At 60.6% G+C, this 26,358-nt stretch carries 25 protein-coding genes; 11 read left to right on the top strand and 14 right to left on the bottom strand.

Annotated features, from left to right (window positions below; translation table 11 throughout):
• Positions 1–117: 117 nt before the first annotated feature.
• The 6 genes from JNB91_RS21415 to JNB91_RS21440 all read left to right on the top strand — a co-directional run bounded on the left by JNB91_RS21415 (position 118) and on the right by JNB91_RS21440 (position 7,234).
• A complete protein-coding gene (locus JNB91_RS21415; RefSeq protein WP_220327596.1) occupies positions 118–1,416 on the top strand; it encodes an extracellular solute-binding protein in 1,299 nt (432 codons plus the stop codon).
• Positions 1,417–1,496: 80 nt separating this feature from the next.
• Positions 1,497–2,477 (top strand): ABC transporter permease subunit, encoded by a 981-nt coding sequence (locus JNB91_RS21420; protein ID WP_346269378.1) that lies wholly within the window; start codon positions 1,497–1,499, stop codon positions 2,475–2,477.
• A 12-nt stretch (positions 2,478–2,489) separates the two neighbouring features.
• Positions 2,490–3,332: an ABC transporter permease subunit gene (locus JNB91_RS21425; RefSeq protein WP_220327514.1), complete on the top strand. Its 843-nt coding sequence runs from the start codon at positions 2,490–2,492 to the stop codon at positions 3,330–3,332.
• A gap of 11 nt (positions 3,333–3,343) precedes the next feature.
• Positions 3,344–4,441, top strand: coding sequence for a sn-glycerol-3-phosphate import ATP-binding protein UgpC (locus JNB91_RS21430; protein WP_220327515.1), 1,098 nt, complete (start codon positions 3,344–3,346; stop codon positions 4,439–4,441).
• A 129-nt stretch (positions 4,442–4,570) separates the two neighbouring features.
• On the top strand, positions 4,571–5,521 hold the full coding sequence (gene gshB / locus JNB91_RS21435; RefSeq protein ID WP_112507086.1) for a glutathione synthase: 951 nt from the start codon (positions 4,571–4,573) through the stop codon (positions 5,519–5,521).
• 177 nt (positions 5,522–5,698) lie between these two features.
• Positions 5,699–7,234, top strand: coding sequence for a YifB family Mg chelatase-like AAA ATPase (locus tag JNB91_RS21440; RefSeq protein WP_220327516.1), 1,536 nt, complete (start codon positions 5,699–5,701; stop codon positions 7,232–7,234).
• Positions 7,235–7,244: 10 nt separating this feature from the next.
• Here the strand turns inward: JNB91_RS21440 and cysK are convergent, their stop codons facing one another.
• Both cysK and dut read right to left on the bottom strand, forming a co-directional pair.
• The gene (gene cysK, locus JNB91_RS21445; protein WP_220327517.1) at positions 7,245–8,210 is read right to left on the bottom strand and encodes a cysteine synthase A; all 966 of its coding nucleotides are present in this window, start codon (positions 8,208–8,210) and stop codon (positions 7,245–7,247) included.
• A gap of 282 nt (positions 8,211–8,492) precedes the next feature.
• A complete protein-coding gene (dut, locus tag JNB91_RS21450; protein WP_220327518.1) occupies positions 8,493–8,963 on the bottom strand; it encodes a dUTP diphosphatase in 471 nt (156 codons plus the stop codon).
• A gap of 99 nt (positions 8,964–9,062) precedes the next feature.
• Here dut and JNB91_RS21455 point away from each other — a divergent pair, with 99 nt between their 5' ends.
• Positions 9,063–10,643 carry a peptide chain release factor 3 gene (locus tag JNB91_RS21455; protein WP_220327519.1) on the top strand — a complete coding sequence of 527 codons (1,581 nt, stop codon included), beginning with the start codon at positions 9,063–9,065 and terminating at the stop codon, positions 10,641–10,643.
• A gap of 6 nt (positions 10,644–10,649) precedes the next feature.
• On the opposite strand, the gene JNB91_RS21460 is transcribed toward JNB91_RS21455, so the two are convergent.
• Complete coding sequence (locus JNB91_RS21460; protein WP_220327520.1) at positions 10,650–11,234, bottom strand: IMPACT family protein; 585 nt, start codon at positions 11,232–11,234, stop codon at positions 10,650–10,652.
• A gap of 183 nt (positions 11,235–11,417) precedes the next feature.
• Between JNB91_RS21460 and JNB91_RS21465 the strand changes: the two genes are divergently transcribed.
• On the top strand, positions 11,418–11,705 hold the full coding sequence (locus JNB91_RS21465) for a putative quinol monooxygenase (RefSeq protein WP_220327521.1): 288 nt from the start codon (positions 11,418–11,420) through the stop codon (positions 11,703–11,705).
• Positions 11,706–11,763: 58 nt separating this feature from the next.
• On the opposite strand, the gene JNB91_RS21470 is transcribed toward JNB91_RS21465, so the two are convergent.
• The 3 genes from JNB91_RS21470 to otsB form a co-directional block, all read right to left on the bottom strand.
• Positions 11,764–11,973, bottom strand: coding sequence for a TOBE domain-containing protein (locus JNB91_RS21470; RefSeq protein WP_220327522.1), 210 nt, complete (start codon positions 11,971–11,973; stop codon positions 11,764–11,766).
• Between the two features lie 77 nt (positions 11,974–12,050).
• Complete coding sequence (gene otsA / locus JNB91_RS21475) at positions 12,051–13,430, bottom strand: alpha,alpha-trehalose-phosphate synthase (UDP-forming) (protein WP_220327523.1); 1,380 nt, start codon at positions 13,428–13,430, stop codon at positions 12,051–12,053.
• A gap of 40 nt (positions 13,431–13,470) precedes the next feature.
• Positions 13,471–14,280 carry a trehalose-phosphatase gene (gene otsB, locus JNB91_RS21480; protein WP_220327524.1) on the bottom strand — a complete coding sequence of 270 codons (810 nt, stop codon included), beginning with the start codon at positions 14,278–14,280 and terminating at the stop codon, positions 13,471–13,473.
• Positions 14,281–14,548: 268 nt separating this feature from the next.
• Between otsB and JNB91_RS21485 the strand changes: the two genes are divergently transcribed.
• On the top strand, positions 14,549–15,355 hold the full coding sequence (locus JNB91_RS21485) for a class II glutamine amidotransferase (protein WP_220327525.1): 807 nt from the start codon (positions 14,549–14,551) through the stop codon (positions 15,353–15,355).
• A gap of 3 nt (positions 15,356–15,358) precedes the next feature.
• Here the strand turns inward: JNB91_RS21485 and JNB91_RS21490 are convergent, their stop codons facing one another.
• A complete protein-coding gene (locus JNB91_RS21490) occupies positions 15,359–15,724 on the bottom strand; it encodes an MmcQ/YjbR family DNA-binding protein (protein ID WP_220327526.1) in 366 nt (121 codons plus the stop codon).
• Positions 15,725–15,740: 16 nt separating this feature from the next.
• On the bottom strand, positions 15,741–16,949 hold the full coding sequence (gene coaBC / locus JNB91_RS21495; protein ID WP_220327598.1) for a bifunctional phosphopantothenoylcysteine decarboxylase/phosphopantothenate--cysteine ligase CoaBC: 1,209 nt from the start codon (positions 16,947–16,949) through the stop codon (positions 15,741–15,743).
• Positions 16,950–17,215: 266 nt separating this feature from the next.
• Here coaBC and JNB91_RS21500 point away from each other — a divergent pair, with 266 nt between their 5' ends.
• Complete coding sequence (locus tag JNB91_RS21500) at positions 17,216–17,770, top strand: glyoxalase superfamily protein (protein WP_220327527.1); 555 nt, start codon at positions 17,216–17,218, stop codon at positions 17,768–17,770.
• On the opposite strand, the gene JNB91_RS21505 is transcribed toward JNB91_RS21500, so the two are convergent.
• Positions 17,771–18,652 carry a LysR family transcriptional regulator gene (locus tag JNB91_RS21505; protein ID WP_220327528.1) on the bottom strand — a complete coding sequence of 294 codons (882 nt, stop codon included), beginning with the start codon at positions 18,650–18,652 and terminating at the stop codon, positions 17,771–17,773.
• Between the two features lie 91 nt (positions 18,653–18,743).
• Here JNB91_RS21505 and JNB91_RS21510 point away from each other — a divergent pair, with 91 nt between their 5' ends.
• Positions 18,744–20,060 carry an MFS transporter gene (locus JNB91_RS21510; protein ID WP_220327529.1) on the top strand — a complete coding sequence of 439 codons (1,317 nt, stop codon included), beginning with the start codon at positions 18,744–18,746 and terminating at the stop codon, positions 20,058–20,060.
• Here the strand turns inward: JNB91_RS21510 and JNB91_RS21515 are convergent.
• From JNB91_RS21515 to ubiE, 5 genes are all read right to left on the bottom strand, one after another.
• A complete protein-coding gene (locus JNB91_RS21515) occupies positions 20,023–20,799 on the bottom strand; it encodes a COG3904 family protein (protein ID WP_220327530.1) in 777 nt (258 codons plus the stop codon). The two genes, JNB91_RS21510 and JNB91_RS21515, sit on opposite strands and share 38 nt — an antisense overlap.
• Complete coding sequence (locus tag JNB91_RS21520; protein WP_220327531.1) at positions 20,786–22,126, bottom strand: hypothetical protein; 1,341 nt, start codon at positions 22,124–22,126, stop codon at positions 20,786–20,788. Before JNB91_RS21520 ends, JNB91_RS21515 begins: the two co-directional genes overlap by 14 nt.
• Positions 22,127–22,253: 127 nt before the next feature.
• The gene (locus tag JNB91_RS21525; RefSeq protein WP_223218306.1) at positions 22,254–23,828 is read right to left on the bottom strand and encodes an aromatic amino acid lyase; all 1,575 of its coding nucleotides are present in this window, start codon (positions 23,826–23,828) and stop codon (positions 22,254–22,256) included.
• A gap of 71 nt (positions 23,829–23,899) precedes the next feature.
• Positions 23,900–25,459 carry a 2-polyprenylphenol 6-hydroxylase gene (gene ubiB, locus JNB91_RS21530; RefSeq protein ID WP_220327532.1) on the bottom strand — a complete coding sequence of 520 codons (1,560 nt, stop codon included), beginning with the start codon at positions 25,457–25,459 and terminating at the stop codon, positions 23,900–23,902.
• A gap of 4 nt (positions 25,460–25,463) precedes the next feature.
• Positions 25,464–26,240, bottom strand: a complete 777-nt coding sequence (gene ubiE, locus JNB91_RS21535; protein WP_220327533.1) for a bifunctional demethylmenaquinone methyltransferase/2-methoxy-6-polyprenyl-1,4-benzoquinol methylase UbiE — start codon at positions 26,238–26,240, stop codon at positions 25,464–25,466.
• Positions 26,241–26,358: the final 118 nt, after the last annotated feature.

Genomic DNA, 26,358 nt, shown 5'->3' on the forward strand with positions numbered 1-26,358 from the left:
TTTTTGCAAAGCTGTGCAAACGTCACAAATCTGAAATCGAACTGTTAAGAGCCTGTCACGAGCAGGCCCTATTGCGATCCTCGATCCAACCAAGGCGGAGAGGACGTAACCATGACCATGATCAAGAAATTTTCGATGGCCGCGATGGCAGTTGCTATGTCTGCAACATCCTCGCTCGCAGCAACCAACATCACCTGGTGGCACGGCATGGGCGGCCGCAACGGTGAAGTCATCAACGAGATCTCGCAGAAGTTCAACGCTTCGCAGACCGCTTGCGCTCTGACGCCGATCTCCAAGGGCACCTATGAAGAAGCTCTGGCAACCGGTATCGCCGCTTTCCGTTCTGGCGAGCAGCCGAACATCCTCCAGGTTTTTGATGCCGGTGCTGCCACCATCATCAACGCCAAGGGCGCGACCGTTGCCGCCGAAGACCTGATCAACAACGCAGGTTACAAGTTCGACCGCGAAGCCTTCATCGAAGGCGTTCGTTATTTCTACGCCGACAGCGAAGGCAAGTTCATCGGCATGCCGTTCAACTCGTCGGCCCCGATCATGTACGTCAACCCGCAGGCTTTCGAAAAGGCCGGCGTTGAAGTGCCGAAGACCTGGGAAGAGTTTGAAGCCGTTGCGCCGAAGCTCAAGGAAGCCGGCTTCATCCCGTTGACCGCTTCGCAGCTGACCTGGCAGTTCACCGAGAACTTCTTCTCGCGCCAGAACATCCAGTTCGCCAACAACAACAACGGTTACGACAGCGTTGTCGACACCAAGATGAACCTCACCGACAAGAACCTTGTCATGATGTTCGAAAAGCTGAAGGCCTGGTCTGACGCCGGTCTCTACAAGTTCTACGGCGCAAGCTGGAACGACAACCAGAAGCCTTTCGAAGAAGGCAAGGTTGCCATGTGGATCGGTTCTTCCGGTTCCTTCGGCGGCCTGCAGAAGACCGCATCCATGCCGTTCTCGGCTGACTTCCTGCCTTACTGGTCGGGCATTCAGGGCGCCGGCACCAACACCTTCATCGGTGGCGCTGCACTCTTCGCAATGGCCGGCAAGCCGGAAGCCGAAAACAAGTGCACGGCCGACTTCTTCCAGTTCCTGACCTCGCCGGAAGTCCAGAAATTCTACCACCAGGCTACCGGTTACGTTGCCATCACCAAGGCTGCCTACGAGCTTGCCAAGTCTGAAGGCTACTATGAAAAGACCCCGGTTGCCGAAGTCGGCATCAAGCAGCTGATGCTGCCGTCGGGCGAATGGTCCAAGGGTTACCGCCTCGGCTTCTACCCGCAGATCCGTTCCATCATGGAACGCGAATACAACAAGATCTTCTCGGGCGAAACGACCGTCCAGAAGGCATTCGAAACCATCGAGAAGGAAGGCAACGACCTCCTCGCCCGTTTCGCCAAGACCGCCGGCTGATAGCCATCTCCCGTCATCGTCCGTCCGCTCCCTCAAGGGGCGGGCGGGCTCTTTTGTAATTGCAAGAAAGGGGAGAACGCGTGGCCTATACGACGTCACAGCCGCAGCTTGGCGGTTTCCTGTCCCGCCTCGGTTTTGGGAAAAGCGCGCGTAAAAAAAACGCCGTCGCGACGGAAGAAATGAAGCGTGTGCAGTTCACCTCGCCCGTTCTGCCCTATCTGTTCCTTTTCCCGCAGCTCGCGGTGATCTTCATCTTTTTCTACTGGCCCTCGGTACAGGCGATGAACTCGTCCTTCTATCTTGAGGATCCGTTCGGCTTCGGCTCGACCTTCGTGGGCTTAAGCAATTACACCGATGTGATCTTCAGTTCCGAATATCAGTCGATCGCGCTGTTCACGGCCGTCTTCACCGTGCTCGTCACCTTCCTGTCGCTCTCGCTGGGATTGCTGCTCGCCGTCAAAGCCGACCGCGTCATCCGCGGAGCCTCGACCTACAAGACGCTGCTGATCGCCGTCTACGCCATCGCAGCCCCTGTTTCGGGCCTGATCGGCATGATGATCTTTGACCAGCATGTCGGCCCCTTCGTGAAGATGATGTCTTACTTCGGCTGGCACATGCAGGTGGGCCTCAACTATTACGACACAGCCTTCGCCATGACGGTTGTCGCCGTCTGGAAGCAGATTCCCTACAATTTCATCTTCTTCCTATCGGGCCTGCAGAATGTGCCGGTCTCCGTACGCGAAGCGGCGATGATCGACTGCCGCTCGGGCCTGCGCCGCTTCTGGACCGTCATCCTGCCGCTTCTGGCGCCGACCGCCTTCTTCCTGTTGACCATCAACGTCACCTACGCGCTGTTCGACACGTTCGGCATCATCGACGTCATGGTCAAGGACAAGCCCGCTAACAACCCGGTCACGCTGGTCTACAAGGTCTATGCCGATGGTTTCCGCGGCAATGATATCGGCGGCTCTTCGGCTCAGTCGGTCATCCTGATGATCGTCGTCTTCGTCCTCACCATCTTCCAGTTCCGCTTCATCGAGCGGCGCGTCCACTACAATTGAGAGGATAAGGCCATGTATCGAATACGGTTTACCGATCACCTCATCCTCATCCTCGGCGCACTGTTTCTCTGCATGCCGGTCGTAGTCGCCTTCATGACGTCTACCCACACGGCGGCAGACATTCACAGCAATGGCCTGTCGCTTGCCTGGGGCGACAATTTCATAGCCACCTATGAGAAGGTTCTGACCCAGAAGGGTGGCTTTACCGGCGATATCACCGGTGCCCGCATGGTGATGAATTCGCTGATCCTCGGCATCGGTTTTGCCGTCGGCAAGATCGTCCTGTCGATGATGGCCGCCTATGCCATCGTCTATTTCCGCTTCCCCATGGCGACGCTCTCTTTCTGGGTGATCTTCACCACCCTGCTTCTGCCGCTCGAAGTGCGCATCATGCCCTCCTATCAGGTCATGTCGGATCTCGGCCTCTTGAACAGCTACACGGGCCTCATCGTGCCGCTTCTGGCATCCGCCACCGGCACCTTCTACTTCCGCCAGTTCTTCAAGTCCGTGCCCGAGGAACTGCTGGAAGCTGCCCGCATCGATGGCGCGGGTCCCTTCAAGTTCTTCATCGACATCCTGGTGCCGATCTCGCGCACCATGATCGCCGCCATCTTCATCATCATGTTCGTCTATGGCTGGAACCAGTATCTCTGGCCGATGATGATGACGACCGACGAGAGCTTCTTCACGTTGATGCGCGGCATCAAATCCATCCTGCAGGTCTGGGTCGGCTCGAACATTCCCGATTACAACGAAGCATTTGCGCTGGCGGTTCTCGCCATGCTTCCGCCCGTGGCAATCGTGGTGATTTTCCAGAGCTGGTTCATCAAGGGCCTGACCGAAAGCGACAAGTAAGGAACGATAAAATGGCCGCGATCGACATCAGCAGCGTTGGCAAGATCTATACCGGCGGCGTCCGTGCCGTCACCGATATCAATCTCGACATCAGGGACGGCGAATTCATCGTCCTGGTCGGCCCATCGGGCTGCGGCAAGTCCACGCTTCTGCGCATGGTCGCAGGCCTGGAGGACATTTCCGAAGGCACGGTGAAGATCGGTGACCGCGTGGTCAACCAGGTCGAACCGGCCGACCGTGACATCGCCATGGTGTTCCAGAACTATGCGCTCTACCCGCATATGACGGTGCGCCAGAACCTCGAATACGGGTTGAAGAACCGCAAGACGCCGAAGGCCGAGATCGATGCGCGTGTGGCGGAAGCCGCCCGCATGCTGGAAATCACCCAGTATCTCGATCGCAAGCCGCGTGCGCTTTCCGGCGGCCAGCGCCAGCGCGTCGCCATGGGCCGCGCCATTGTCCGCAAGCCGGCTGCCTTCCTGTTCGACGAGCCGCTGTCGAACCTCGATGCCAAGCTGCGTGTTTCCATGCGCGGCGAGATCAAGCGCCTGCAGCGCCGCCTCGGTACGACTTCGATCTACGTCACCCACGACCAGCTCGAAGCGATGACGCTTGCCGATCGCCTTGTCGTCCTCAACGGCGGAAAGATCGAGCAGGTCGGCTCGCCGCTCGATGTCTATCACACACCGGCCTCGACTTTCGTGGCAAGCTTCATCGGCTCTCCGGCGATGAACCTCGTCAAGGCGGAACTGCAGGGTGACAGGCTCGCGATCGGTCCGTCGCAGATCTCGCTGAACGGCTACGCTCCGACATCCGGTGCCGTCACCGTCGGCCTGCGCGCCGAAGACCTGCGCGTGGTATCGTCCGCTGATGGCATGCCGTTCACCGTCGAATATGTCGAGGAACTCGGCTCGCAGCGTCTTGCTCATGGCCTGGTCGGCGATCAGGCGATCACCATCGCGCTCTCCGGCGAAGCCGAGATTTCCGACAACATGCGGATCGCCGTCGATCCCTCCAAGCTGCACTTCTTCGATGCCGAGACAGGCAAGCGTCTGGACGCACATGCACCCGCAAAAGCCACCGTATCAGTGGCCGAACCGGTCGCCTGAAGCGCCGGATCTACGTGAGTTTGATCTGTGCGGTCGGGATTGTTCCCGGCCGCATTGCTTTCGGGCCTATGCCATCCTAAATCAGGCAAGCTTGGAATTCAGGCGGCATCTTTATCGGGGACGAAACTCATGGCGCATGTTCGCAAGGTCGCAATCCAGATGGACCATATTTCCAGCATCAACATTGCTGGCGATTCCACCTTCGCAATGACCTTGGAGGCCCAATCCCGCGGCTACGAGCTTTTCCACTACACGCCCGACCGCCTGACAATGCGCGACGGCAAGATCTTTGCCGCCGTAGAGCCGCTGCAGGTTCGCGACATCAAGGGCGATCATTTCACTCTCGGCGACAAGCAGCGCGTCGATCTCTCGCAGATGGACGTCGTGCTCCTGCGTCAGGATCCGCCCTTCGACATGGGCTATATCACCTCCACCCATCTTCTGGAGCGCATCCACCCCAAGACGCTTGTTGTCAACGACCCGGCATGGGTGCGTAACTCGCCGGAAAAGATTTTCGTCACCGAATTCGCCGACCTGATGCCGCCGACGCTGATCTCGCGTGACCCCGAAGAAATCGCTGCGTTCCGCCAGGAGCTGGGCGACATCATCCTCAAGCCGCTTTACGGCAATGGCGGCGCCGGCGTCTTCCATTCCGCCCGTGACGATCGCAACTTCACCTCGCTTCTGGAAATGTTCGGCCAGATGTATCGCGGCGAGCCCTATATCGCGCAGGGCTATCTGAAAGAGGTCCGCAAGGGCGACAAGCGCATCCTTCTCGTCGATGGCGAGCCGGTGGGCGCAATCAACCGCGTACCGGCGGAAACCGATAGCCGCTCCAACATGCATGTCGGCGGCCGCGCCGAACCGACCGAACTGACGACGCGCGAAAAGGAAATCTGCGCCCGTATCGGACCCGCTCTGCGTGAGCGCGGCTTCATCTTCGTCGGCATCGACGTGATCGGCGACTACATGACCGAGATCAACGTGACTTCGCCTACCGGCATCCGCGAAGTGAAAAAGTTCGGCGGTGCCGATGTCGCGAGCCTGATGTGGGATGCGATCGAAGCCAAGCTCAACTGAGTTTCATCCCACCATTTGAAGAAAGAGGCGCCTTAACCGGCGCCTTTTTTGTTCCGTTTGTTCGATTTTTGTTCTTGTCTAAATTTGCATGACGTGTCAGCTTATGGTTGTGGTGGCGCGAAGGCAGGCCGTGGGGGCAGGGCCATCGTGCGGACCTCATCTCGGGGAGCGAATGGCATGGTTTCACGCGTCAGTACCATTGCATTCCAGGGCATAGAAGGTGTGCCGGTCGATGTTCAGGTCATGGTTGGGCCGGGCAAGATGGGCATGCATATCGTCGGCCTGCCGGACAAGGCGGTTGCAGAAAGCCGCGAGCGGGTGCAGGCCGCACTCCACGCCTCCGGCCTCGCCATGCCGGCAAAGAAGGTAACCGTCAATCTTGCGCCCGCCGACCTGCCGAAAGAGGGCTCGCATTTCGATCTCGCCATAGCACTTGGGTTGATGACAGCACTCGGCGCCATTCCGGGCGATGCCGTGTCCGATCATGTCGTCATCGGTGAATTGAACCTCGACGGCACGCTGGCGGCGGTCGCCGGTGCGCTTCCGGCCGCGATCAGCGCCAATGCCGTCGGCAAGGGCTTGATCTGCCCGGCAGACAGCGGCGCGGAGGCTGCATGGGCCGGGCCGGATGTCGATATCATCGCGCCGCGCAGCCTGATCGCGCTCGCCAATCATTTTCGCGGCACGCAGGTCATCTCGCGTCCGCAACCGGCCATCCGCGCGCTTCCCGCCAACCTGCCGGATCTGTCCGAGATCAAGGGACAGGAAAGCGCCAAGCGCGCCTTGGAAGTCGCGGCGGCCGGCGGCCATAATCTGCTTTTCGTCGGTCCTCCGGGATCAGGCAAGTCGATGCTAGCCGCACGGCTTCCCTCCATCCTGCCGCCGCTTTCGGCCGCCGAATTGCTGGAAGTGTCGATGATCCATTCGATCGCCGGCCAGCTATCGGGCGGCAAGCTCTCTGACCGTCGGCCCTATCGCACTCCCCATCATTCGGCGACCATGGCGGCGCTTGTCGGTGGAGGCCTGCGGGCCAAGCCGGGCGAGGCGTCGCTTGCCCATCACGGCGTCCTGTTTCTTGATGAATTTCCGGAATTCTCGCCCCAGGTGCTGGATGCCCTGCGCCAACCGCTGGAAACCGGCGAATGCGTCATCGCCCGTGCCAATCACCGGGTTTCCTATCCGGCCAGCATCCAGCTCGTGGCGGCCATGAACCCGTGCCGCTGCGGCATGGCGGGCGAGCCCGGCCACTCCTGCGCCAGAGGTCCGCGCTGTGCGGCCGATTACCAGGCGCGCATTTCCGCTCCGCTGATGGATCGTATCGATATCCGCATCGATGTGCCGGCAGTGTCCGCCTCGGATCTTATCCGGCCGGCACCGGCTGAAAGCAGTGCCGATGTCGCCAGACGCGTTCATGCAGCCAGAGAATTGCAGCAGGATCGATATCTCGCGGCAGGCCTGTCAGGTCCGCTCACCAATGCCCGTTGCTCTACAGCGCTGATCGAAAAGGTGGCGGAACCCGATCCATCCGGCCTGCAATTGCTGAGGGATGCGGCGGAGAAACTGAAATTCTCTGCCCGCGGATATCATCGGGTGTTGAAAGTGGCCCGCACGCTCGCCGATCTCGACGGCAAGCCGACCGTCGGCCGGCTGCATCTGGCAGAAGCGATTTCCTACCGCATGGCCAGCGAGCGGCTGGCCATCGCAGCGGCTTGAGGGGTTACGGTTAGCCGCCCAAGCCTTCGAACAGTGCGGTCGAAAGATAACGCTCTGCGAAGGAGGGGATGATAACGACGATCGTCTTGCCGGCATTTTCCGGACGACTGCCCACTTCGATGGCTGCCTTCAGCGCGGCACCGGAAGAGATGCCGACCGGCACGCCTTCGAGAGCGGCCACATGGCGTGCCGTTTCCAATGCGTCGGTGCTGGCAACCGTGACGATCTCGTCATAGATCTTGGTGTCGAGAATTTTCGGCGCAAAACCCGCACCAATGCCCTGGATCTTGTGCGGACCGGGCTCGCCTCCGGAAAGCACCGGCGATTCCTTCGGCTCGACGGCAATGACCTTGAGGTCGGGCTTGCGGCCCTTCAGCACCTGGCCGACGCCGGTAATCGTGCCACCGGTGCCGATGCCTGCAATGAAGATATCGACCTTGCCGTCCGTATCGTTCCAGATCTCCTCGGCCGTCGTCTTGCGATGGATTTCCGGGTTGGCCGGGTTTTCGAACTGCTGCGGAATGATTGCATCGGGCAGCGTGGCGGCAAGCTCCTCCGCCTTGGCGATTGCGCCCTTCATGCCCTTGGGGCCTTCGGTCAGCACCAGTTCGGCACCGAGAAGCGCCAGCATCTTGCGCCGTTCGACGGACATGGTTTCCGGCATGGTCAGGATCAGCTTGTAACCCTTCGCGGCTGCCGCAAAGGCAAGCGCGATGCCGGTATTGCCCGAAGTCGGCTCGACAAGCGTGGTTTTGCCGGGCGCGATCTTGCCCTGCGCTTCCAGGCTCTCGATCATCGCGACGCCGATACGGTCTTTCACGGAGGCGATCGGATTGAAGAATTCGAGCTTGGCGAGAATAGTGGCCTTCACGCCCTTTTCCTTCGCCAGCTTGTCCAGCTTCACGAGCGGCGTATCGCCGATCGTTTCGGTGATCGAGGAATAGATGCGGCCACGGCCCAGCTTCTTGTCCGACATTGTCGTTTCTCCACGAGAGCGCCGTGCGTCCGAATGGACGCACAAAGGACGCTCGATGTCTCTAAATTCACGCATCAGGCTTTCCGATTTTCGGAAAGCCTGATGCGTGAAACAGGTGACCGAAAAATAGTGCCCGACAGGGGAAGAGGCGAGGATGTTTTTCTCTTATCGCATCGAAAAAACGCGAAATATCCTTCTCTCAATAAGCTGAATGGCGCAATGCCATGCTGCAAAAGAAGCGATCTTGACAGCTATCAATGCCGGCGCGGGCGGAAAGCGGCGTTAGACCCCTGTCGAACCGAAGCCGCCTGCACCGCGCACGGTCTCAGTCACTTCGCTGATTTCGGCCACACGCACTTGCGTTACCGGCGCAATCACCATCTGGGCAATCCGCATGCCGCGGGTGATGACGAAATCCTCCTCACCGAGATTGATCAGCAGCACCTTCACTTCGCCGCGATAGTCGCTGTCGATCGTGCCGGGCGTGTTGAGGCAGGTGATCCCATTTTTGAAGGCGAGGCCGGAGCGCGGACGGATCTGCGCCTCGAAGCCCGCCGGCACCTCGAAGATGAAGCCGGTTGGCACCAAAGCTCGCTTGCCCGGAGCAAGCGTCAATGGTTCGGCGTCGGTTACGGCGGCACGAAGATCCATGCCGGCAGCACCAGCGGTTTCATAGGAGGGCAGCTCCAGTCCAGTGCCATTTTCCAGGCGGACGAGATTGAGCTTGGGCGAAGAAGATGTGTGAGCGTTCATCCCTTCATTAGCCCGGTCGTGGCAGCCGGGGTCAAACACGAATTGAAACTTATCCACTAAGTCGCTAGATACGCGGCAACTCGAAGGATTGTTGCTCATATGGCCGAAACTCTGGCAGAGGCGGTTTCCCGCCGCCGTACATTTGCGATCATCGCCCACCCGGATGCGGGCAAGACGACGCTGACCGAAAAGCTGCTTCTGTTCGGCGGTGCCATCCAGCTCGCGGGCGAGGTCAAGGCTAAGAAGGACCGCATCCAGACGCGGTCCGACTGGATGAAGATCGAGCGCGAGCGTGGCATCTCGGTCGTCACCTCGGTGATGACCTTTGAATATAATGACAAGGTCTTCAATATTCTCGATACGCCGGGTCACGAAGACTTCGCCGACGACACCTATCGCACCCTGACGGCGGTGGATGCCGCCATCATGGTCATCGACGCCGCCAAGGGTATCGAGCCGCGTACGCTGAAACTTTTCGAAGTCTGCCGCATGCGCGATATCCCGATCATCACCTTCGTTAACAAGATGGACCGCGAAAGCCGCGACATCTTTGAAATCCTGGACGAGGTGGAAGAGAAGCTGGCGCTCGATACCGCTCCGATCACCTGGCCGATCGGCCGCTCCAAGAGCTTCTGCGGCTCCTATCACCTTGCCGAAAACAAGGTGCGCGGCCCCGATAGCGAAGAGGCAGTCTCTGTCAACGGCCCTCAGGCCGCGATGGATCGACTGCCGGAAAACGAGCGTGCCGCCTTCGTCGAAGAGGTGGAACTGGCGCTCGAAGCCTGCCGCCCGTTCGATCGTCAGGCCTTTCTCGAAGGCCATATGACGCCGGTCTTCTTCGGCTCGGCACTGCGCAATTTTGGTGTACGCGATCTGATCAATGCGCTCGGTGACTTCGCTCCGCCGCCGCGCGACCAGGTTGCCGATATCCGCACCGTTCATGCCGCCGAAGACAAGATGACGGCCTTCGTCTTCAAGATCCAGGCGAACATGGATCCGAACCATCGCGACCGTATCGCTTTCGCACGCATCTGCTCCGGCAAGCTGGAGCGCGGCATGAAGGCAAGGCTCGCCCGCACCGGCAAGCAGCTCGGCCTCACCGCACCGCAATTCTTCTTCGCCTCGCAGCGCCATATCGCAGATACGGCTTACGCGGGTGACGTCGTCGGCATTCCCAACCACGGCACGCTGCGTATCGGCGACACGCTGACCGAAGGGGAATCGCTGGTCTTCCAAGGCGTCCCGAACTTCTCGCCGGAAATCCTCCGCCGCGTGCGGCTGGGTGATGCGATGAAGGCGAAGAAGCTGAAGGAAGCCTTGCAGCAGATGGCCGAAGAAGGCGTCGTGCAGCTCTTCCAGCCGGAAGACGGTTCGCCCGCCATCGTCGGCGTCGTCGGTGCGCTACAGCTCGACGTGTTGAAGGAACGGCTTTCGGCGGAATACAGCCTGCCGGTCAGTTTCGAAATGTCACGATTCTCGGTCTGCCGCTGGATCTCGTCGGACAACAAGGCGGATCTGGAAAAATTCGTCACCGTCAAGCGCGGCGATATCGCCCGCGATCTCGATGGCGATCCGGTCTTCCTGGCGCAGGATGCCTTTTCGCTTCGTTACGAGGCCGAGCGTTATCCGTCGATCAAGATGGCCGCCATTAAGGAATATCACGTCGCCAAGGCGGCGTGATATCGGTCAGTCGATCTTCAGCTCCGACCTGCCGCTCGTCAGGTCGGAGACCAGTCGCGAGACGGCCTCAACCTCCGCTTCAGGAACCCGAAGCACAAGGTCGGCCCCGGTTGCGGTAAACTGCTCCTCGGCAATGGTAAGATCCGTGATCGCCTGAAGCCGCGCCTTCACGCGCGCCAAATCTGAAAAGTCGATCCGCACGAACCCTTCGACGGATGGCTTCAGCTCGATCATCGGCGCGCTTCGCAGGCAACCCGCCGCCGTGCCGCCATAGGCGCGCACCAGCCCGCCGCTGCCGAGCAATATCCCGCCGAACCAGCGGGTGACGATCACCACGACATTGTCGAGCGACTGGCCGTCGATTGAGGCAAGGATCGGTTTTCCGGCGGTTCCGCTCGGCTCCCCGTCATCGGAAAACCGATAGGCCGCTCCGATCCGCCATGCCCAGCAGTTGTGATTGGCACCGGCGTCGGAATGCGTTGCGATGGCGGCCTTCGCTTCCTCTTCGGTCGCGACGGCAAGCGCGATCGCCAGAAACCGGCTTTTCTTGATGATCTGCTCGAATGTGGCGGTTTGCTCTAGCTGGAACATCGTTGAGCTTTATCGCCGGGACACGCGGATTGGAAGTCTCCGAAATCCGCGGCGATTTTACAACCATTCGTCTCTTGAACAGGACGGCATTCTTGGCTCCCATCCATCTTGAGGTCGCTCTTACCGCACCCTCGCAAACCTCTGAATTAAAGCACCTTGTTTCATGCCTTTAGGAGCAATCACATGATTGAAGCTATTTTTGCCTTTCGCGCCAAGCCAGGCAAGGAAGACCAGCTTCGCGAAGCGACACTGGCGATCGTCGAGCCGACACGACGCGAGGAAGGCTGCATACAGTTCGTCGTCCTTGAGGACGTAAACGCGCCCGGCACCTTCTTCATTCGCGAAACCTGGCGGGATCAGGCTGCCCTGGATGAGCATTTCGCCCAGCCTTACCTGAGGGCGCTCGGTGAAATTCACAAGGAAACCCTGGCCGATCCGCTCAAGCAGCACATTCTCAAGGTCTATGAGTGAGCGAGGAAATCCGGCTGACAGGCAATGGGGCGGAATGTCTCCGCCCCGAAAAATATGCTCAGTCGATGGCGACCATCACGTCCGAAGCCTTGATCACCGCATAGGCGTCGGAGCCGACAGCAAGCTCCAGTTCGTCAACCGCCTCGTTGGTGATCGAGGAGGTTACGATCAGGCCATTGCCGAGATCGATCCGAACATGCGCGGTGGTTGCGCCCTTCTTGACGTCGACGACCTTGCCCTTGAAGCGATTGCGCGCGCTGATCTTCACCGTGGTTCTCCTGTGCTGGATTGATTTGCCGCCAAACAATCCGGCAGGAGGTGTCCTGTCAAGCGGCCTGGGCGGCGTCAATCCGTCGTCAGGTCTTTCAGGAAGTCGTCGCACCAGCGGTTGATGTCATATTCGAGCAGGTGGTTCATCATCTTCTCCCAGCGCTGCTTGCGTTCGTCGAGAGACATGCTGAGGCCGCGCGCGATGGCATGGGCCGTACCCTCGATATCATAAGGGTTGACCAGCAATGCGCCGGTCAGTTCGCGGGCAGCGCCGGCAAAGCGTGAGAGCACCAGAACGCCGGGATCTTCCGGGTCCTGCGCCGCGACATATTCCTTGGCGACAAGGTTCATGCCGTCACGTAGAGGCGTGACGAGGCCGATCTTCGCCAGCCGATAGAGGCCGGCCAGCAGCGGCCGGGGCACCGAGCGGTTCACATAGCGGATCGGCGTCCAGTCGACCTGACCGAGAGCGCCGTTGACGCGACCGGCCTGTTCGGCGACTGTCCGCTGCATCTGCTCGTATTCCGGAACCTCGGAACGCGATTTCGGCGTGACCTGCAGATAGGTCACCTTGTTCTGGTAAGCGGGGTTCAACCGCACGAATTGCTCGAACGCATCGATACGTTGCGTAATGCCCTTGGAATAATCCAGCCGGTCCACGCCGATGATCAGATCACGGCCCTCGATGCTTTCCTTCGCCTTCTTCACCATCGCATTGCGCGAGGCCTTCACCGCATATTTTGAAAAGGCCTCGGTTTCGATCGAGATCGGGTAGGCTCCGCCCTTGAAGCTCCGCCCATAGGTGGAGAATTTCTTGCCGCCCTCGAGCCGCTCGCCAATTCCTTCGCGCACCAGTCCACCGCCGAAATTGTCGAGGTCGTAATCGGTATGGAAGCCGACGAGATCATATTGCGAAAGCCCGCGCATGATCTGTTCATGCACCGGCATGGCAAACAGCACATCGGCAGGCGGCCAGGGGATGTGCAGGAAGAAGCCTATCTTGTTCTTGAACCCCATCTGCCGAAGTTCTGCCGCGAGCGGGATCAGGTGATAGTCATGCACCCAGATGATGTCGTCTTCTTTCAAGAGAGGTGCCAGCTTGTGGGCAAAGAAGCGATTGACGCGGAAATAGCCCGCCATTTCCTTGCGACCATATTCCGCCAGATCCAGCCGGTAGTGGCAGATCGGCCAGAGCACGCGGTTGGCAAAGCCGTGGTAATATTCCTCGACATCGGTATCGGTGAGGTCGGTCAGCGCATAGGTGATATTGCCATGCTCTCGGATATCCATCTTTTCCGGCTCGCGTTCACCGCTTGAATTGCCGGACCAGCCCATCCAGATGCCGCCGCGTTCTTCGAGTGCGGCCTGCAGGGCAACGGCCAGACCGCCGGCCGGCGCATCGCCAGCCTTTTTCGGAACGGTGACACGGTTCGAAACGACCACAAGGCGGCTCAAGGCAAATTCCTTCCAATGATGTAGAGCGGCGGCCTGCGCATTATCGCTCCAGGCCTGCCAGAATGTCGCGAAGCTCGGCAGCGGAGGAGACCAGCATCGCTGCCTGCGTGACGTGGCCGTCAGGCAAGGTTGCCTCGCCGATCCGGATGGACAGGCCGCCAAGCGCATTGGCGGTTTTGAACATGGCCTCGTCGGTCAGGTCATCGCCTATCGCCACCGGCAATCGGCCTGCAAAACAGGGTTCGTTAAGAAAGCTACGCAGAGCCTCTCCCTTGCTGGCACGGGCCGGGCGAAGCTCGATCACCATCTTGCCGCGCTGCAACGCAAACTCGCTCCCGGCCTCCGCTGCTGCACGCTCCATCAGCGCTTCAAGCTCAGCCTGCCGCTCCGGCGCCTGCCGGTAATGCGCACCGATTGCAGCACCCTTGTCTTCGATCAGCACGCCATCCCAACTGGCGGTATCGGCAAAAAGCCGCGCCTTCAGGATTTCGAATTCGGGCGACACGGTAACACGATCGACGGTGCCGTCTGACATCCGCCGTTCCGCGCCATGAAGGCCAGCCGTCGGAAACTGATAGGGTGAAAAGAGCCTTTCGGCATAGGGAAGCGCCCGGCCCGTCACCAGCGCCAACGCGCCGCCGAGCTTTTTAGACACCGCATCCAGATTGGCCGGCAGATCCTGCGGCACCACAACACCGTCGGGCGTTGCTGCCAGATCGATCAGTGTGCCATCGATATCGAGAAAGAGTGCCCAGCGATCGAAATCTCTGAGAAGGCCCGAAACCGTTGTTCCGGATGACGTGAGACCAGAAGAAGATCTGGCTTCACTTAGCTTTGCTTGCTGCGACATACAACCTTATCTAGGCCAGCCTCCGGTATCGACAAGCCTTGCCGCCACGCAATGGCCGCAAATGGGGCGGTCTGTACGATAGCGTTCGGTCATGCATCAAAGCGTGGCCGACACACAACAGTCTTAATGTGCGTTGCAAAACGTGAAGTTCCAGCCGTCGCAATTCCGTCATGAATACTGTTAGCTTAACTTTTCATTAGGCGAATAACTCGACCCTCCTTCCAATGCGCCGCGTTTGGCCGCGATCTCTATCGGAGTGACAAAATCCATGTGCCGTTGGGCTGCCTATCGAGGCGAACCGCTTTATCTGGAAGAGCTTGTTTCATCACCGGCCCATTCGCTCATAGAGCAGTCCCATTGTGCAACCCGCGCCAAGACGGCGACCAACGGCGACGGTTTCGGCATCGCCTGGTATGGCGACAGGCCTGAGCCGGGGCGCTACCGCGATGTTCTACCCGCCTGGTCCGACTGCAACTTGAGAAGCCTCGCGCGCCAGATCCGCTCCTCGCTTTTCCTTGCCCATGTCCGCGCCGCAACCACGGGTGCCACCCGGCGCGACAACTGTCATCCCTTCGTTCACGGCCACTGGTCCTTCATGCATAATGGCCAGATCGCCAATTTCGATCGTATCCGCCGCCGCATGGAAAGCATGCTTTCGGATGATCTGTTCAGCGCCCGTACCGGCACGACCGATAGTGAAATGATCTTTCTTCTCGCGCTGCAATTCGGCCTTGATGCCGATCCGCTAGGCGCAATGGAAAAGGCGGTTGCCACGGTCGAGGCGCTGTCGATGGAAAAATCCGGCGAGGCGCTGGTGCGCTTCACCGCCTGCTTCTCGGACGGCAAGCAGCTTTATGCCGTGCGTTACGCCACCGACCACAAGCCGCCGACGCTTTATGCAGCCCCGATGGCCGGCCCGGCGGGTGCCAAAAGCGGCTATTGTCTGGTCTCCGAACCGTTGAACGACGAGGCCGATACTTGGGTGGAAATCCCGGATGGCAGTGCCGTCAAGGTCTGTCCGGACGGCATGCAGGCGCTGCTGTTCCAGCCGAAACTGCTCGCCGAGGCCGCCTGACCGTCACGCCACGGGTAGCGTGATCCCGAGCTCCAGCCGCAGCTTTTTCGTCAGCCCCGCAGCGACCAGCTCGTAGGAGCGGGTTACATAGTGCACCACTTCGTCCTCGGAAAGCGGTGCGCTCGCCCTGATCTCAACCCATTTGCGCTTGGCGAAATAGGGGGCTTGGCCGATCCCTTCGAGTGCGGTCAGGATCTCGAAACTTTCCTCTGAACATTTCACCACGATGCGGGCCTCGTCGCCTTCGCTCAGAAGCGTGAATACCTTGTCGCCCACCTTGGCAACGTGGCTGTCCCACTGATCGACGAAGGTCGTGCCCGGCAATCTCTTCACCAAGGCATCGAAGCCTTTGCGGGTAAACAGGCTCATCGGTGTGGCTCCTGTGTCAGCTCGGAAGCTTGGACGCGATCAGCGTCGCCAGCCGTCCGGCAACCTCATCCTTTGCAAGATCGGGCCATTCGTCGATGCCCTGAGCGGAAATGATTTTCACGCTGTTGCGGTTGCCGCCCATCACGCCGGTTTCCGGCGAAACGTCGTTGCCGACGATCATGTCGGCGCCTTTCCGCTCCAGCTTGGCGCGGCCGTTTTCTTCGACATTCTGCGTTTCGGCCGCAAAGCCGACAACCAGCTTCGGGCGCATCGCATGGTGGCCGACGGTTTTCAGGATATCCGGATTTTCCGCCAGCTGTAGCGGGGAAGGGGCCTCGCCCGGCTGTTTCTTGATCTTCTGGTCAGCGGAAGACACCACGCGCCAGTCGGCGACGGCCGCCACCATGACGGCGATATCTGCGGGCAATTGCGAGGTGACGGCTTGAAGCATCTCGCTTGCCGTCTCCACATGAACGGTGGTCACGCCGACAGGGTCGGGGATCGTCACCGGGCCGGAAACCAGTGTAACCTTGGCGCCAAGCTTTGCCAGCGCTGCCGCAATAGCATGTCCCTGACGGCCGGAAGACCGGTTGGCAATGTAGCGCACCGGGTCGATCGGCTCATGGGTCGGGCCGGAGGTAACGATCGCCGTTCGGCCTTCAAGCGGCTTTGCGCCCGCATTGAGCAGGTCGATCACCGCGGCTGCGATCTGCAGCGGTTCGGCCATCCGCCCGACACCGGCCTCGTTGCTTTCCGCCATTTCGCCAGCCATCGGGCCGATGAAGGAAATGCCGTCACGCTTGAGAACCTCGACATTGCGGCGGGTCGGCGCCGCATCCCACATCTTCGGGTTCATCGCAGGGGCGACGAGAACCGGCCGGTCGGTGGCAAGCAGGACCGTGCTTGCCAGATCGTCGGCCAGGCCATGCGCCATCTTCGCCATCAGGTTGGCCGTGGCGGGTGCGACGAGAACGAGATCGCACTCACGCGCCAGCCTTATGTGCCCGACATCCTGCTCGTCCTCGCGCGAAAACAGTTCCGTGTAGACATGGCCTGAAGACAGCGCGCCGACGGCTAGCGGCGTGACGAATTCCTGCGCCGATTTCGTCATCAGCGGCCGCACCTCCGCGCCGCGTTCGCGCAGCCGGCGGATCAGGTCGAGGCTCTTATAGGCCGCGATGCCGCCCGAGATGATGAGGAGAATACGCTTGCCGGAGAGTTCCATAGTCTTGCCTGCCATTGAAGTGCCCGGAAGCTAAGACCTTGCCCTCAAAGTTGCAATCGCCTTTCCAGTTGCGTGGTGAACGGGATTGCGTGCGCTGGGGCTCTGGTTTAGCATTTGTCATGGCCGGATGCGGCCAGCCGCCCGCGGTATTTTGCCATGGTGAACGCATCCACCGACCATCATCTTCGACCATCCGGCCAATGATGACGAACGGATCAGCAATGCGGGCCCTGATTTGGCCGTTCGTCCATTGAAAGGATGATGTCATGCGCGATTTCCGCGATGCAAAACTGATGGCAAAAGCCCTGCGCGAGGCGCTTGCCGAACAGAATATCGAACTCTCCCACAGCAAGGCGCTGGAACTGGTCTCGGCCCAATTCGGCTATGACGACTGGAACGTTCTTGCCGCAAAGATCGAGGCAGCCGAACCGACAGAGCGAAAAGACCCGATCTCCATCCAGCCCGCCATCCCGATCTTCCGCATTTTCGATGTGACGAAGGCGATGGAGTTCTATCGGGATTTCCTAGGCTTTGCCGTGGATTGGGAACATCGCTTCGCGCCCACTGCACCGCTTTATTGCCAGATGTCGCGCAGTGGCATGCTGATCCATCTCTCCGAACATGCCGGCGACGCCTCGCCTGGCGCGCGGGTTTTCGTTCCAATGTCGGGGGCCGCTGCATTCCAGAAAGAGCTGATCGGAAAGAACTACCCCTATATGCGCCCGGGATTGGAACAGGCGGACTGGGGGCTGGAAGTCACGGTCATCGACCCGTTCAGCAATCGCATCACCTTCTGCGAGCGCGAGATAAAGCAAAGCTGATCAGTTTGCCTGAACAAGCCCGAAAAGATTGAGGGCGATCGGGGACCGCTGTTCCTTCATCACGGCGATCCCCAGTCGCGCCACCAGCGGCGGCCCTTCTATCGGCCGAAACACGACGCCATCGATTTCGATCTTCGCCAGCGATTTCGGCACGATCGACACGCCGAGCCCAGCCGCGACCAGATTGACGACCGAGGGAATTTGCGGCGCTTCCTGTGTCACCGTCAGCTCGAAACCGGCTTCCTTGCAGGCCTGCAGGATGTCGGTATAGAGGCTGAGGCCCATATTGCGCGGAAAGATGATGAAGGGCTCGCCGGCAAGGCTTGAAAGCTTCACGCGGCTTTGTGCCGCAAGCCTGTGGCCGGCGGGAAGCGCCACCAGCATCTGTTCGTCGGCCATGCGTTTCAGCCGCACGTCTTTCGGATCTTCCAGCCCCGGCCGGATGAAGGCGACGTCGAGCTCACCCCGATTGAGTTTTTCCATCAGCCAGTTGCTGTTCATCTCGATCAGCGACAGGGCAACCTCCGGCCATCGCGCCCGAAACTGCCGGATAATGGTCGTCACGGCCGGGTTGAACGTCGCCGAAGCCGTAAACCCGAGTGTCAGGCGTCCCGTTTCGCCACGCGCGGCCCGTTGAGCGGCCAGTTTTGCGTGGTCGGCGGCGGCAAGCGAGATCCTCGCTTCGGCAAGAAAGGCGATACCCGCTGCCGTGAGTTCCGCGCCATGCGCCACCCGGTGAAACAGCTGCGAGCCAATTTCCGTTTCCAGGTCACGGATCTGCTGGCTGAGCGGCGGTTGACCGATGCCGAGTTTTGCCGCTGCTCTGGTGAAATTCAGTTCTTCCGCGACTGCGACGAAATAACGAAGATGTCGAAGCTCCATATCCAAAACCTATCACGAACGCGTCCTCCATATATTGGACACATGAACGCATGCTGGCTAGATTCCGGGCATTCCAGAAGGTCTTTTTGTCATGCCGTCCGCCGCTGCCAGCCGTCCGTTAGATTCCGAAATCGATATCTTACAACATACCGATGCCCCGCCTCAGACTGATCCTCCCAAGCAATATCTGACGCGCGGTACGCCAGGCTACCGAAAGGCTAGCCTGGCACTTTTCATGTCCGGTTACTCGACCTTTGCGCTGCTCTATTGCGTGCAGCCGTTGATGCCGATCTTCGCCGACGAGTTCAAGGTCAGCCCGGCGATGAGTTCGTTGTCGCTGTCGCTGTCGACAGGCCTGCTTGCAATCGCCATCTTCTGTGCTGCGGCCATCTCCGAACGTTTCGGTCGCCGCAGCCTGATGTTCTGTTCGTTGATGGGCGCCTCGCTCTGCACGCTCGCCTGCGCCATCATGCCCAGCTGGAACCTCATCCTGGTCATCCGCGCGCTGGAGGGCCTGCTGCTTGGCGGCGTCCCGGCAGTCGCCATGGCCTATCTGTCGGAAGAGATCGATCCAAAGGGCATCGGCGCCGCAATGGGCCTCTATATTGCCGGCAATGCGCTGGGCGGCATGTCGGGCCGTGTCTTCACCGGCATTCTTGCCGAGTATCTATCCTGGCGCGTGGCGCTCGCCGTCATCGGCGCTTTCGGCATTGCGGCCGCTATCGGTTTCTTCACCATGCTGCCGCCGTCGCGCAACTTCAAGCCGCGTCGGTCGAACGCCAGCTATCACGTTTCGGCCTGGCTCGGTCACGTCAGACGAGGTCCGCTGGCGCTGCTCTTTCTCATCGGCTTTCTGCTGATGGGCTCCTTCGTCACCATCTACAATTATTCAGGCTTCCGGCTGGTGGTCGAACCCTATCACCTCAACCAGACCGAACTCGGCCTGATCTTCACCGCCTATCTCTGCGGTGTCGGCTCGTCCTGGGTCGGCGGCACGCTGAGCGACCGCTTCGGCCAGTTCCAGGTGATGATGGCTGGCATCATTCTGATGTTTGCCGGGCTGATGACCACTCTGGCATCACCGCTCATCCTCATCATCCTCGGCATCGCCATGCTGACGGCGGGCTTCTTCATGGCCCATGCGGTGGCAAGCGCCCTGATCGGACGCCTGGCGGGAGCCAACAAGGGCCATGCCTCGGCGCTCTACCTGCTGGCCTATTATCTGGGCTCCAGCATCGCCGGTTCGATCGGCGGCAAGTTCTGGAGCGCCGGTGGCTGGTCGGCGGTCATCACCTTTACCGGCATCATGCTGGCGCTCGCTCTGGTGGCCGGACAGACCTCGTATTATCTGAGCCAAAGGAGCCGCTCGGTCAGCTCTTCGCTGCCGGTGCCTGGACCGGCTGAGTAACGAGCTTGAATTCCGCCATTTCCTTTTCGCTCAGATAATAGAGCCGGTCGGGCGGCGTCTCCAGCGCATGCAGCCACAGGCCGGAGCCGATGCCCATCTCTTCCAGATGCCGGGCAACCCGCGCCGTCGTCGATTGCGCGCTCGACATCGCCTGTTCAGCCGTTGGCCGCTCGCGGCTGCCGTTGAACACCTGATGCACGCCGATAACGGCATCCTTTTCTGCGACACGCTCGGTGCCGCCGGCAAAGGCGATAGGGCAGGAGGAGGCGCAAAGCCCGCGCGACGCGATCCGGGTCTGCAACCTCTTCTCCCGGATCAGCTTCGACATCGCAATTGCGTCATCCACCGAACCGCCCGGCGAATTCAGCTGCACGGTCTTCACATACTCCCCACGCGCCTCGATTTCCTGCGCAAACCGGCCCGCCGCACCCGGATCGATCGTCCCTTCCGCCATCAGCATCCCGCCGGGTTTGAGGTCGAAGGTCATCGCCTTGCGCAAAACCTCGCTCGGGCTGGCGGGCTCGATCGGCGGCGCGGCGGGACGCCCGTCGGTCAGGGCCGGCGGTAGCACGGGCTGGTCGTCATGCATCGGGTCGAAACCCGGAAGTTCCGCGTTTGCAGTGGTGATCTCGCGCACATCGATCACCAGAAAACTCGCGGATGCGGCCAGAAGCGCATAGAAGACACAGCGCATCAGCACGCCATCGTCGATCCGGCGGATGGCTTCACCGATCGTCATGCAGCCTGTCCCTCTCTCTGTCCCTGCCGCGTGAGCGCGGGTCGAGATTGGTGATGTTGTTCGGCTCTTCTGCGGTGCCTTCGCTCTCTACCTTTTTCTCCTCTCCCTCGGCTCGCGCGATGGCAGCCTCCAGATCGACGCCGTTGGCCGAAAGCGCACGCTGGATTTCGAGCGCCCGCATCAGTTCCGCCGCGGAGATGCGCTCGGCATAGGGCAGTTTCTCTTCCTGGCGGCGGATGGAAGCGTGTGCGACGGCGAGAATGAAAACCATCACGCCGGGAAGAAGATCGATCGAGATCGCGCCTGCCCAGGCAGGAATGAAATCTTGCGCATAATGCAGCACGGCTTCAGCCGAAGACAAAGGCACGAACCGGCGCTCTCCAACCGGCGCACGCGCGAGAATTTCGTCGGCGGCCTTGGCAAGCGCCTTCGACTGTGCGGCAACCGAGGTCCTGACCGTCGCCATCACCTGATCCTGCCGGTTGACCAGATTGGCATCGCTGCCATCCGCAACAGGCGCGATGAAGCCGAGTGAGAGATCATCGGCCGCGCGGCGGATCGATGGGGCGATCGATGTCTGGGCGAGCGAGCTGATGACGCCGGTCAGTGCCACGGCTTCCGTCGAAAACTGGTCGGCGCGTGGCGCAATCAGGCCGGGTGCAGAGATCAGCGAGCGCATCGTTTCCAGCCGCTTCTGTCCCTGCTCGAAAAGCTCGGACACCTGCTCGCGCGAACCGTTGATATTGGCCTCGAGCGATTTCATCTGCCCCGACATCTGGCTTAGAAGCTGAACGACGCTGCCCGAACCCGTCGTACCGGTCAGCGAGCCGGATTGCCGCTCGACGGCGGCAAGCTGGGTAAATCGCTCCGAGGCGCGCTGGATGTCCGGCAGAAGGCTCTGCACGGCAAGCGCATTCTGGTGGGCGCGGTCGAGATCGGCAGCATAACCTTCGACCGTTTCGGAAAGATGCTGCTCGACGGCGGCCGAGCCGGCAAGTGCCGCGGCATTCAGCCAGCTCGACATGGCAAGGATCATCGCAGCACCAGCCGCCATCACGAACAGCATTGCGGTCTTGCCGGTTCGGCTGGTGATATGCGGGTAAAACCGCGCCATGTAGGACCAGAAGGCATAGATGCCGACCGAGACCGAAACCGAATAGATGATCGCGGCGAAGAACACGCCGGTCGGCGATCCGTCGAGGATCGAGCGGACGCCGAGATAGGTATAGACGCCCGACGCCAGCGCCAGAACGGCAAGCGCGAAACGGGTCATGGTTTCGACGGTTGCGATACCGTCCTTCAGGCGTTGCGTAGGACCCAAGGCCATCGGCAATCTCCGGGAAGAGGAATGTATTCCTTAAAGAGCTATGAAGAACCCGGCGGAATCAAGACGGGACCGTGATGCGGCAATGGCAGAAGGCCGAGAAAATCCGGCTTTCCGGTCAAAAATCCGTTCAGGCCTCAATCCCCTGCATGCCGAAACCACCGAGCGCGAAAAAATCGTCGATCGCGTGAATGGGCGAGATCGCGATCAGCCTTGCCAGAAACGCGTCGGAAGCAAGCTCTTCCTCGATCGCCTCCACCTCGGCGGAAAGCGCCCGGTCGACCGTGTAGAATGCCGCGTGTTTGCGCACCACTTCGTAGATCAGCTCGACTGCACCACCCGGCTTGTCGCCATGAATATCCATCGCCTGCGCCGCCAGAAGCGCCTCAAGCCCGGCAAGACGTCTCACCGCCCGCACCTGTCGCTCGAAACGTTCGACCACGAGCGGCAGAAATGCCGCCTCATCCTCCATGCCGCCGGCAACCACGATCGACTGCGCCGAGACCGGATTGCTCATCGATAGAACGCGCGAATAGATATCGCCGGCAAGCTTGATGATCGGCCCGAAGCCGGTGGCGATCGCGCCCGGTGGCACAAGATTGACCGGCAGGTCGCGCCGCTGACCGTTGCCCAAAAGAACGCAGCGGTTGAAGGAATTGCGCGCCGCATGCGCCATGCACAGCACCGCCGATTCCATAAGCACCGTCACGTCGAGCGGCAGCGATCCGCCCGAGGTCAGCACCCGGCCATCGGCGATCACCGGATTGTCGTCGGAGCGTCCGGTCGCGGCGAGTATCTTGTGGCCGGAAGTCAGTACGCTTTCGAATACGGCACCGAAAACTTGAGGGATCATTCGAAGGCTGAGCGGATCCTGCACATGGGTACCGCTCGGCCAAGCCCAGCCCTGCGAGGCATTCAGCAGCCAGGAGCCGATCATCGCTTCTCGCGCCGTGCCCACATGGGTGACGGCAAGCCAGGGATCGCGCGAGGCACCCATCGCGCCAGCCGCCGCAAGCCCGGTCGCAAGCAGCACGCGCAGCGCGCCGGCCGCGGCTCTGACAGTACGCGCGGCTGCGGCAAAACTGACGGCATTGACGCTGAGCGAAGCGAGACTGTCACGCGGCGCCATGCGCTGCGGTGCAATCCCGGCAGCCGAAAAGGCCTGCAGCGCCGGCATCCGCTTGCCCTGATAGACAGCCTCGCCGACGCCGGTCAGGACGGCGCCGATCTGCCCCATCAGGCCAATGTCTGCGCAACCGATCGAACCCGTGCGGCGAACGACTGGAATGACATCGGCCTCAAGCAGCGCGAGATAACTCTCCACCAATTCCGTCGTGCAGCCGACATAACCGGTCAGCGCGGTATTGACCCGCATTGCAATGGCGTTGCGCACCACCTCTGTCGGAAACGGATCGCCGGTGCCGAAATGATGGGCGCGCACCAGACCGAGATTGAACTGGTCCAGTTCGTCGCTCGACCATTCGACATCCTTCATTGCGCCGACGCCGGTGGTCGCCCCATAGACCGGCATTCCGTCCGCGATCGCCTGTTCGAGCACCGATCGTGCCGCCCGAACCCGCGCCATGCCGTCCGGTTCGGCGCTGACTGCGGCGCGGCCATCGCCGATTACCAGAAGTTCCGCAAAACCGAGCGGTTGCCCGGTCAACTGGATGGGAAATTTCGCCTCGGACATCTGCTTTGCCATTCTCCCAGATTATTGGAAATGCGGCCGCGGGATATCCCGAAATGCGAACGGATATGTCGCGCGAAAACCCGTCAGAGCGTCACGGCGATATAAACGAGCGCTGCCGCAATCACCCACAGCGCCCATCGGCCGTAACGGCTGTGCCGTGCTTCCGCTTTCCCGATCGCTTCCGCCGTCTCGGCATCGAAACGCAGGCCGTTTTCGCTCATATGGACCAGTTCCTGGTGGAACTTGCCCGTCTGGGCCGCAATCTCCGGTGCCGCCTCTGCAAGCTTGACGATCGCCTTCAAGCCATCCTTGACGTCGGACGCGATACGTTTCGGTCCGAGATTGTCGCGGATCCAGTCGCCGACGACAGGCTCGGAAGCCTTCCACATGTTGAAGCGCGGGTTGAGCATGCGCGACACGCCCTCGACCACCACCATCGTCTTCTGCAACAGGATCAGTTCCGGCCGGGTCTGCATCTCGAAAAGATCGGTCACTTCGAACAGCAGCGCCAGAAGCCGCGCCATCGAGATCGTTTCCGCCGGCTGGCCATGGATCGGCTCGCCGATCGCCCGGATCGCCTGGGCAAACGCTGCGACATCGTGATGACCGGGCACATAACCGGCTTCGAAATGCACTTCGGCAACGCGCATGTAGTCGCGAGTGATGAAGCCGAACAGGATTTCGGCGAGGAACCGCCGTTCCTTTTTGCCGAGCCGCCCGGTTATGCCCATATCGACAGCAACGATCGTGCCGTTGGCTTCAACGAACAGATTGCCCGGATGCATGTCGGCATGGAAGAAGCCGTCGCGCAGCGTGTGGCGCAGAAAAGACTGGATCAGCACTTCGGCAAGCTTTTCCAGGTCGTGACCGGCGACACGCAGCGCCTCGACATCGTTCATCTTGATGCCGTCGATCCACTCCATGGTGATCACGTCGCGGCCGGTCCGTTCCCAGTCGACGGTCGGCACCCGAAAGCCCGGATCATCCTTGGTGTTTTCGGCAATCTCGGAAAGGGCCGCGGCCTCGAGGCGCAGGTCCATTTCCATCTTGGTCGTCTGTTCCAGTGTGCGAGTCACCTCGATAGGGCGAAGGCGGCGGCTGGAGGGCAGCAGCCGCTCCTGCATGCGGGCAACCACATACATGCCCTCGATATCATGGGCAAAACGCTGCCGCACGCCCGGGCGCACGACTTTAACGGCAACCTTCTTGCCCTTGACGGTCGCCGGATGAACCTGCGCGATGGAGGCGGCAGCAATCGGCTCTTCAAACGCCGTATAGAGGTCTTCGATTGGCCGGCCGAGCGAGGTCTGGATCGCGTTCTTGGCGGCATCCGTCGGGAAAAACGCCATCCGGTCCTGGAGCATGGCAAGATCGACAGCCCAATCGACGCCGACGACGTCCGGGCGGGTGGCAAGAAACTGGCCGATCTTCACATAGGATGGGCCGAGCCTGTCGACGGCGCGCGTAAGCCTTTCGCTGCGCGCCTGCTTCTTGGCGCGAAAGCGCGCCAGCGGCTCCAGCATCGATTTGGCAAAGCCGACAGCCGGCGGCATGTCTTCGGTCGGAAGCGCGGAAACCACGCCTTCGCGGACAAGGACCCAGCCGACACGGGCGAGCCGGAAATAGGCGCCGATCGTGCTCATGCGCTCAAAGCTTCCAGCCGGAATGCAGCGCGGCGATGCCGCCGGTGTAATTGGTATAGCTCACGCGTGAAAAACCGGCGGTGCGGATCATCGTGGCGAAATTCTCCTGGTTGGGGAATTTGCGGATGGACTCCACCAGATACTGGTAGGGCTCGGCGTCGCCGGTGATCATCTTGCCGAATTGCGGGATCGCCTTGAACGACCACTCTTCGTAAAACTTGTCGAGCAGCGGCATTTCGACTTCGGAAAATTCCAGAACCAGAAGACGCCCGCCACGCTTCAGGACGCGATAGGCCTCGGACAGCGCCACATCGATGCGCGGCACGTTGCGGATGCCGAAGGCGACGGTATAGGCATCGAAGGAATTGTTTTCGAAAGGCAGCGATTCCGCGTTGGCCTCGACGAAATCGAGATTGTCGGAAAGCTTCTTCTTCGCCGCGCGTTCTGCGCCGACGGCCAGCATCGAGCCGTTGATATCGAGCACGGTCGTATGCGCCTTGCGGCCGGAAGCCTCGACGATGCGGAAGGCGATATCGCCGGTGCCGCCGGCAACGTCGAGCGTCTTGTAGCCTTCTTCCTTGCGTGGAGAGAGCGAGGCGATCATCGCATCCTTCCAGACGCGGTGCATGCCGGCCGACATCACGTCGTTCATGATGTCGTAGCGCTTGGCGACCTTGTGGAAGACGTCGTTGACCAGGCCCTGCTTTTCTCCGTCGGCCACCTGGCGGAAGCCATAGGAGGTTTCCATTCCGCCATGGGCGCCGGTTCGGGCTTCGGTCATCGGTTACTCCTTAACGTCTTGTCCTTGAGCCTTCGATGGTAGCGAAACCGATTGTGGATCGCTATGTGGTGGATGGCCCGGTCGGTAAATCAATTGTCCGTCCGGTCTATAGATCACC

Origin of the sequence: Aliirhizobium wenxiniae (assembly GCF_019511445.1) — a bacterium.
Lineage (GTDB): Bacteria > Pseudomonadota > Alphaproteobacteria > Rhizobiales > Rhizobiaceae > Neorhizobium > Neorhizobium wenxiniae_A.

Bases quoted from the DNA above. Each gene is read 5' to 3' on its own strand.
- JNB91_RS21415 (WP_220327596.1), top strand. From the start codon at position 118: ATGATCAAGAAATTTTCGATGGCCGCGATGGCAGTTGCTATGTCTGCA.
- JNB91_RS21425 (WP_220327514.1), top strand. From the start codon at position 2,490: ATGTATCGAATACGGTTTACCGATCACCTCATCCTCATCCTCGGCGCA.
- JNB91_RS21430 (WP_220327515.1), top strand. From the start codon at position 3,344: ATGGCCGCGATCGACATCAGCAGCGTTGGCAAGATCTATACCGGCGGC.
- gshB (WP_112507086.1), top strand. From the start codon at position 4,571: ATGGCGCATGTTCGCAAGGTCGCAATCCAGATGGACCATATTTCCAGC.
- JNB91_RS21440 (WP_220327516.1), top strand. From the start codon at position 5,699: ATGGTTTCACGCGTCAGTACCATTGCATTCCAGGGCATAGAAGGTGTG.
- cysK (WP_220327517.1), bottom strand. From the start codon at position 8,210: ATGTCGGACAAGAAGCTGGGCCGTGGCCGCATCTATTCCTCGATCACC.
- dut (WP_220327518.1), bottom strand. From the start codon at position 8,963: ATGAACGCTCACACATCTTCTTCGCCCAAGCTCAATCTCGTCCGCCTG.
- JNB91_RS21455 (WP_220327519.1), top strand. From the start codon at position 9,063: ATGGCCGAAACTCTGGCAGAGGCGGTTTCCCGCCGCCGTACATTTGCG.
- JNB91_RS21460 (WP_220327520.1), bottom strand. From the start codon at position 11,234: ATGTTCCAGCTAGAGCAAACCGCCACATTCGAGCAGATCATCAAGAAA.
- JNB91_RS21465 (WP_220327521.1), top strand. From the start codon at position 11,418: ATGATTGAAGCTATTTTTGCCTTTCGCGCCAAGCCAGGCAAGGAAGAC.
- otsB (WP_220327524.1), bottom strand. From the start codon at position 14,280: ATGTCGCAGCAAGCAAAGCTAAGTGAAGCCAGATCTTCTTCTGGTCTC.
- JNB91_RS21485 (WP_220327525.1), top strand. From the start codon at position 14,549: ATGTGCCGTTGGGCTGCCTATCGAGGCGAACCGCTTTATCTGGAAGAG.
- JNB91_RS21490 (WP_220327526.1), bottom strand. From the start codon at position 15,724: ATGAGCCTGTTTACCCGCAAAGGCTTCGATGCCTTGGTGAAGAGATTG.
- coaBC (WP_220327598.1), bottom strand. From the start codon at position 16,949: ATGGAACTCTCCGGCAAGCGTATTCTCCTCATCATCTCGGGCGGCATC.
- JNB91_RS21500 (WP_220327527.1), top strand. From the start codon at position 17,216: ATGCGCGATTTCCGCGATGCAAAACTGATGGCAAAAGCCCTGCGCGAG.
- JNB91_RS21505 (WP_220327528.1), bottom strand. From the start codon at position 18,652: ATGGAGCTTCGACATCTTCGTTATTTCGTCGCAGTCGCGGAAGAACTG.
- JNB91_RS21510 (WP_220327529.1), top strand. From the start codon at position 18,744: ATGCCGTCCGCCGCTGCCAGCCGTCCGTTAGATTCCGAAATCGATATC.
- JNB91_RS21515 (WP_220327530.1), bottom strand. From the start codon at position 20,799: ATGACGATCGGTGAAGCCATCCGCCGGATCGACGATGGCGTGCTGATG.
- JNB91_RS21520 (WP_220327531.1), bottom strand. From the start codon at position 22,126: ATGGCCTTGGGTCCTACGCAACGCCTGAAGGACGGTATCGCAACCGTC.
- JNB91_RS21525 (WP_223218306.1), bottom strand. From the start codon at position 23,828: ATGGCAAAGCAGATGTCCGAGGCGAAATTTCCCATCCAGTTGACCGGG.
- ubiB (WP_220327532.1), bottom strand. From the start codon at position 25,459: ATGAGCACGATCGGCGCCTATTTCCGGCTCGCCCGTGTCGGCTGGGTC.
- ubiE (WP_220327533.1), bottom strand. From the start codon at position 26,240: ATGACCGAAGCCCGAACCGGCGCCCATGGCGGAATGGAAACCTCCTAT.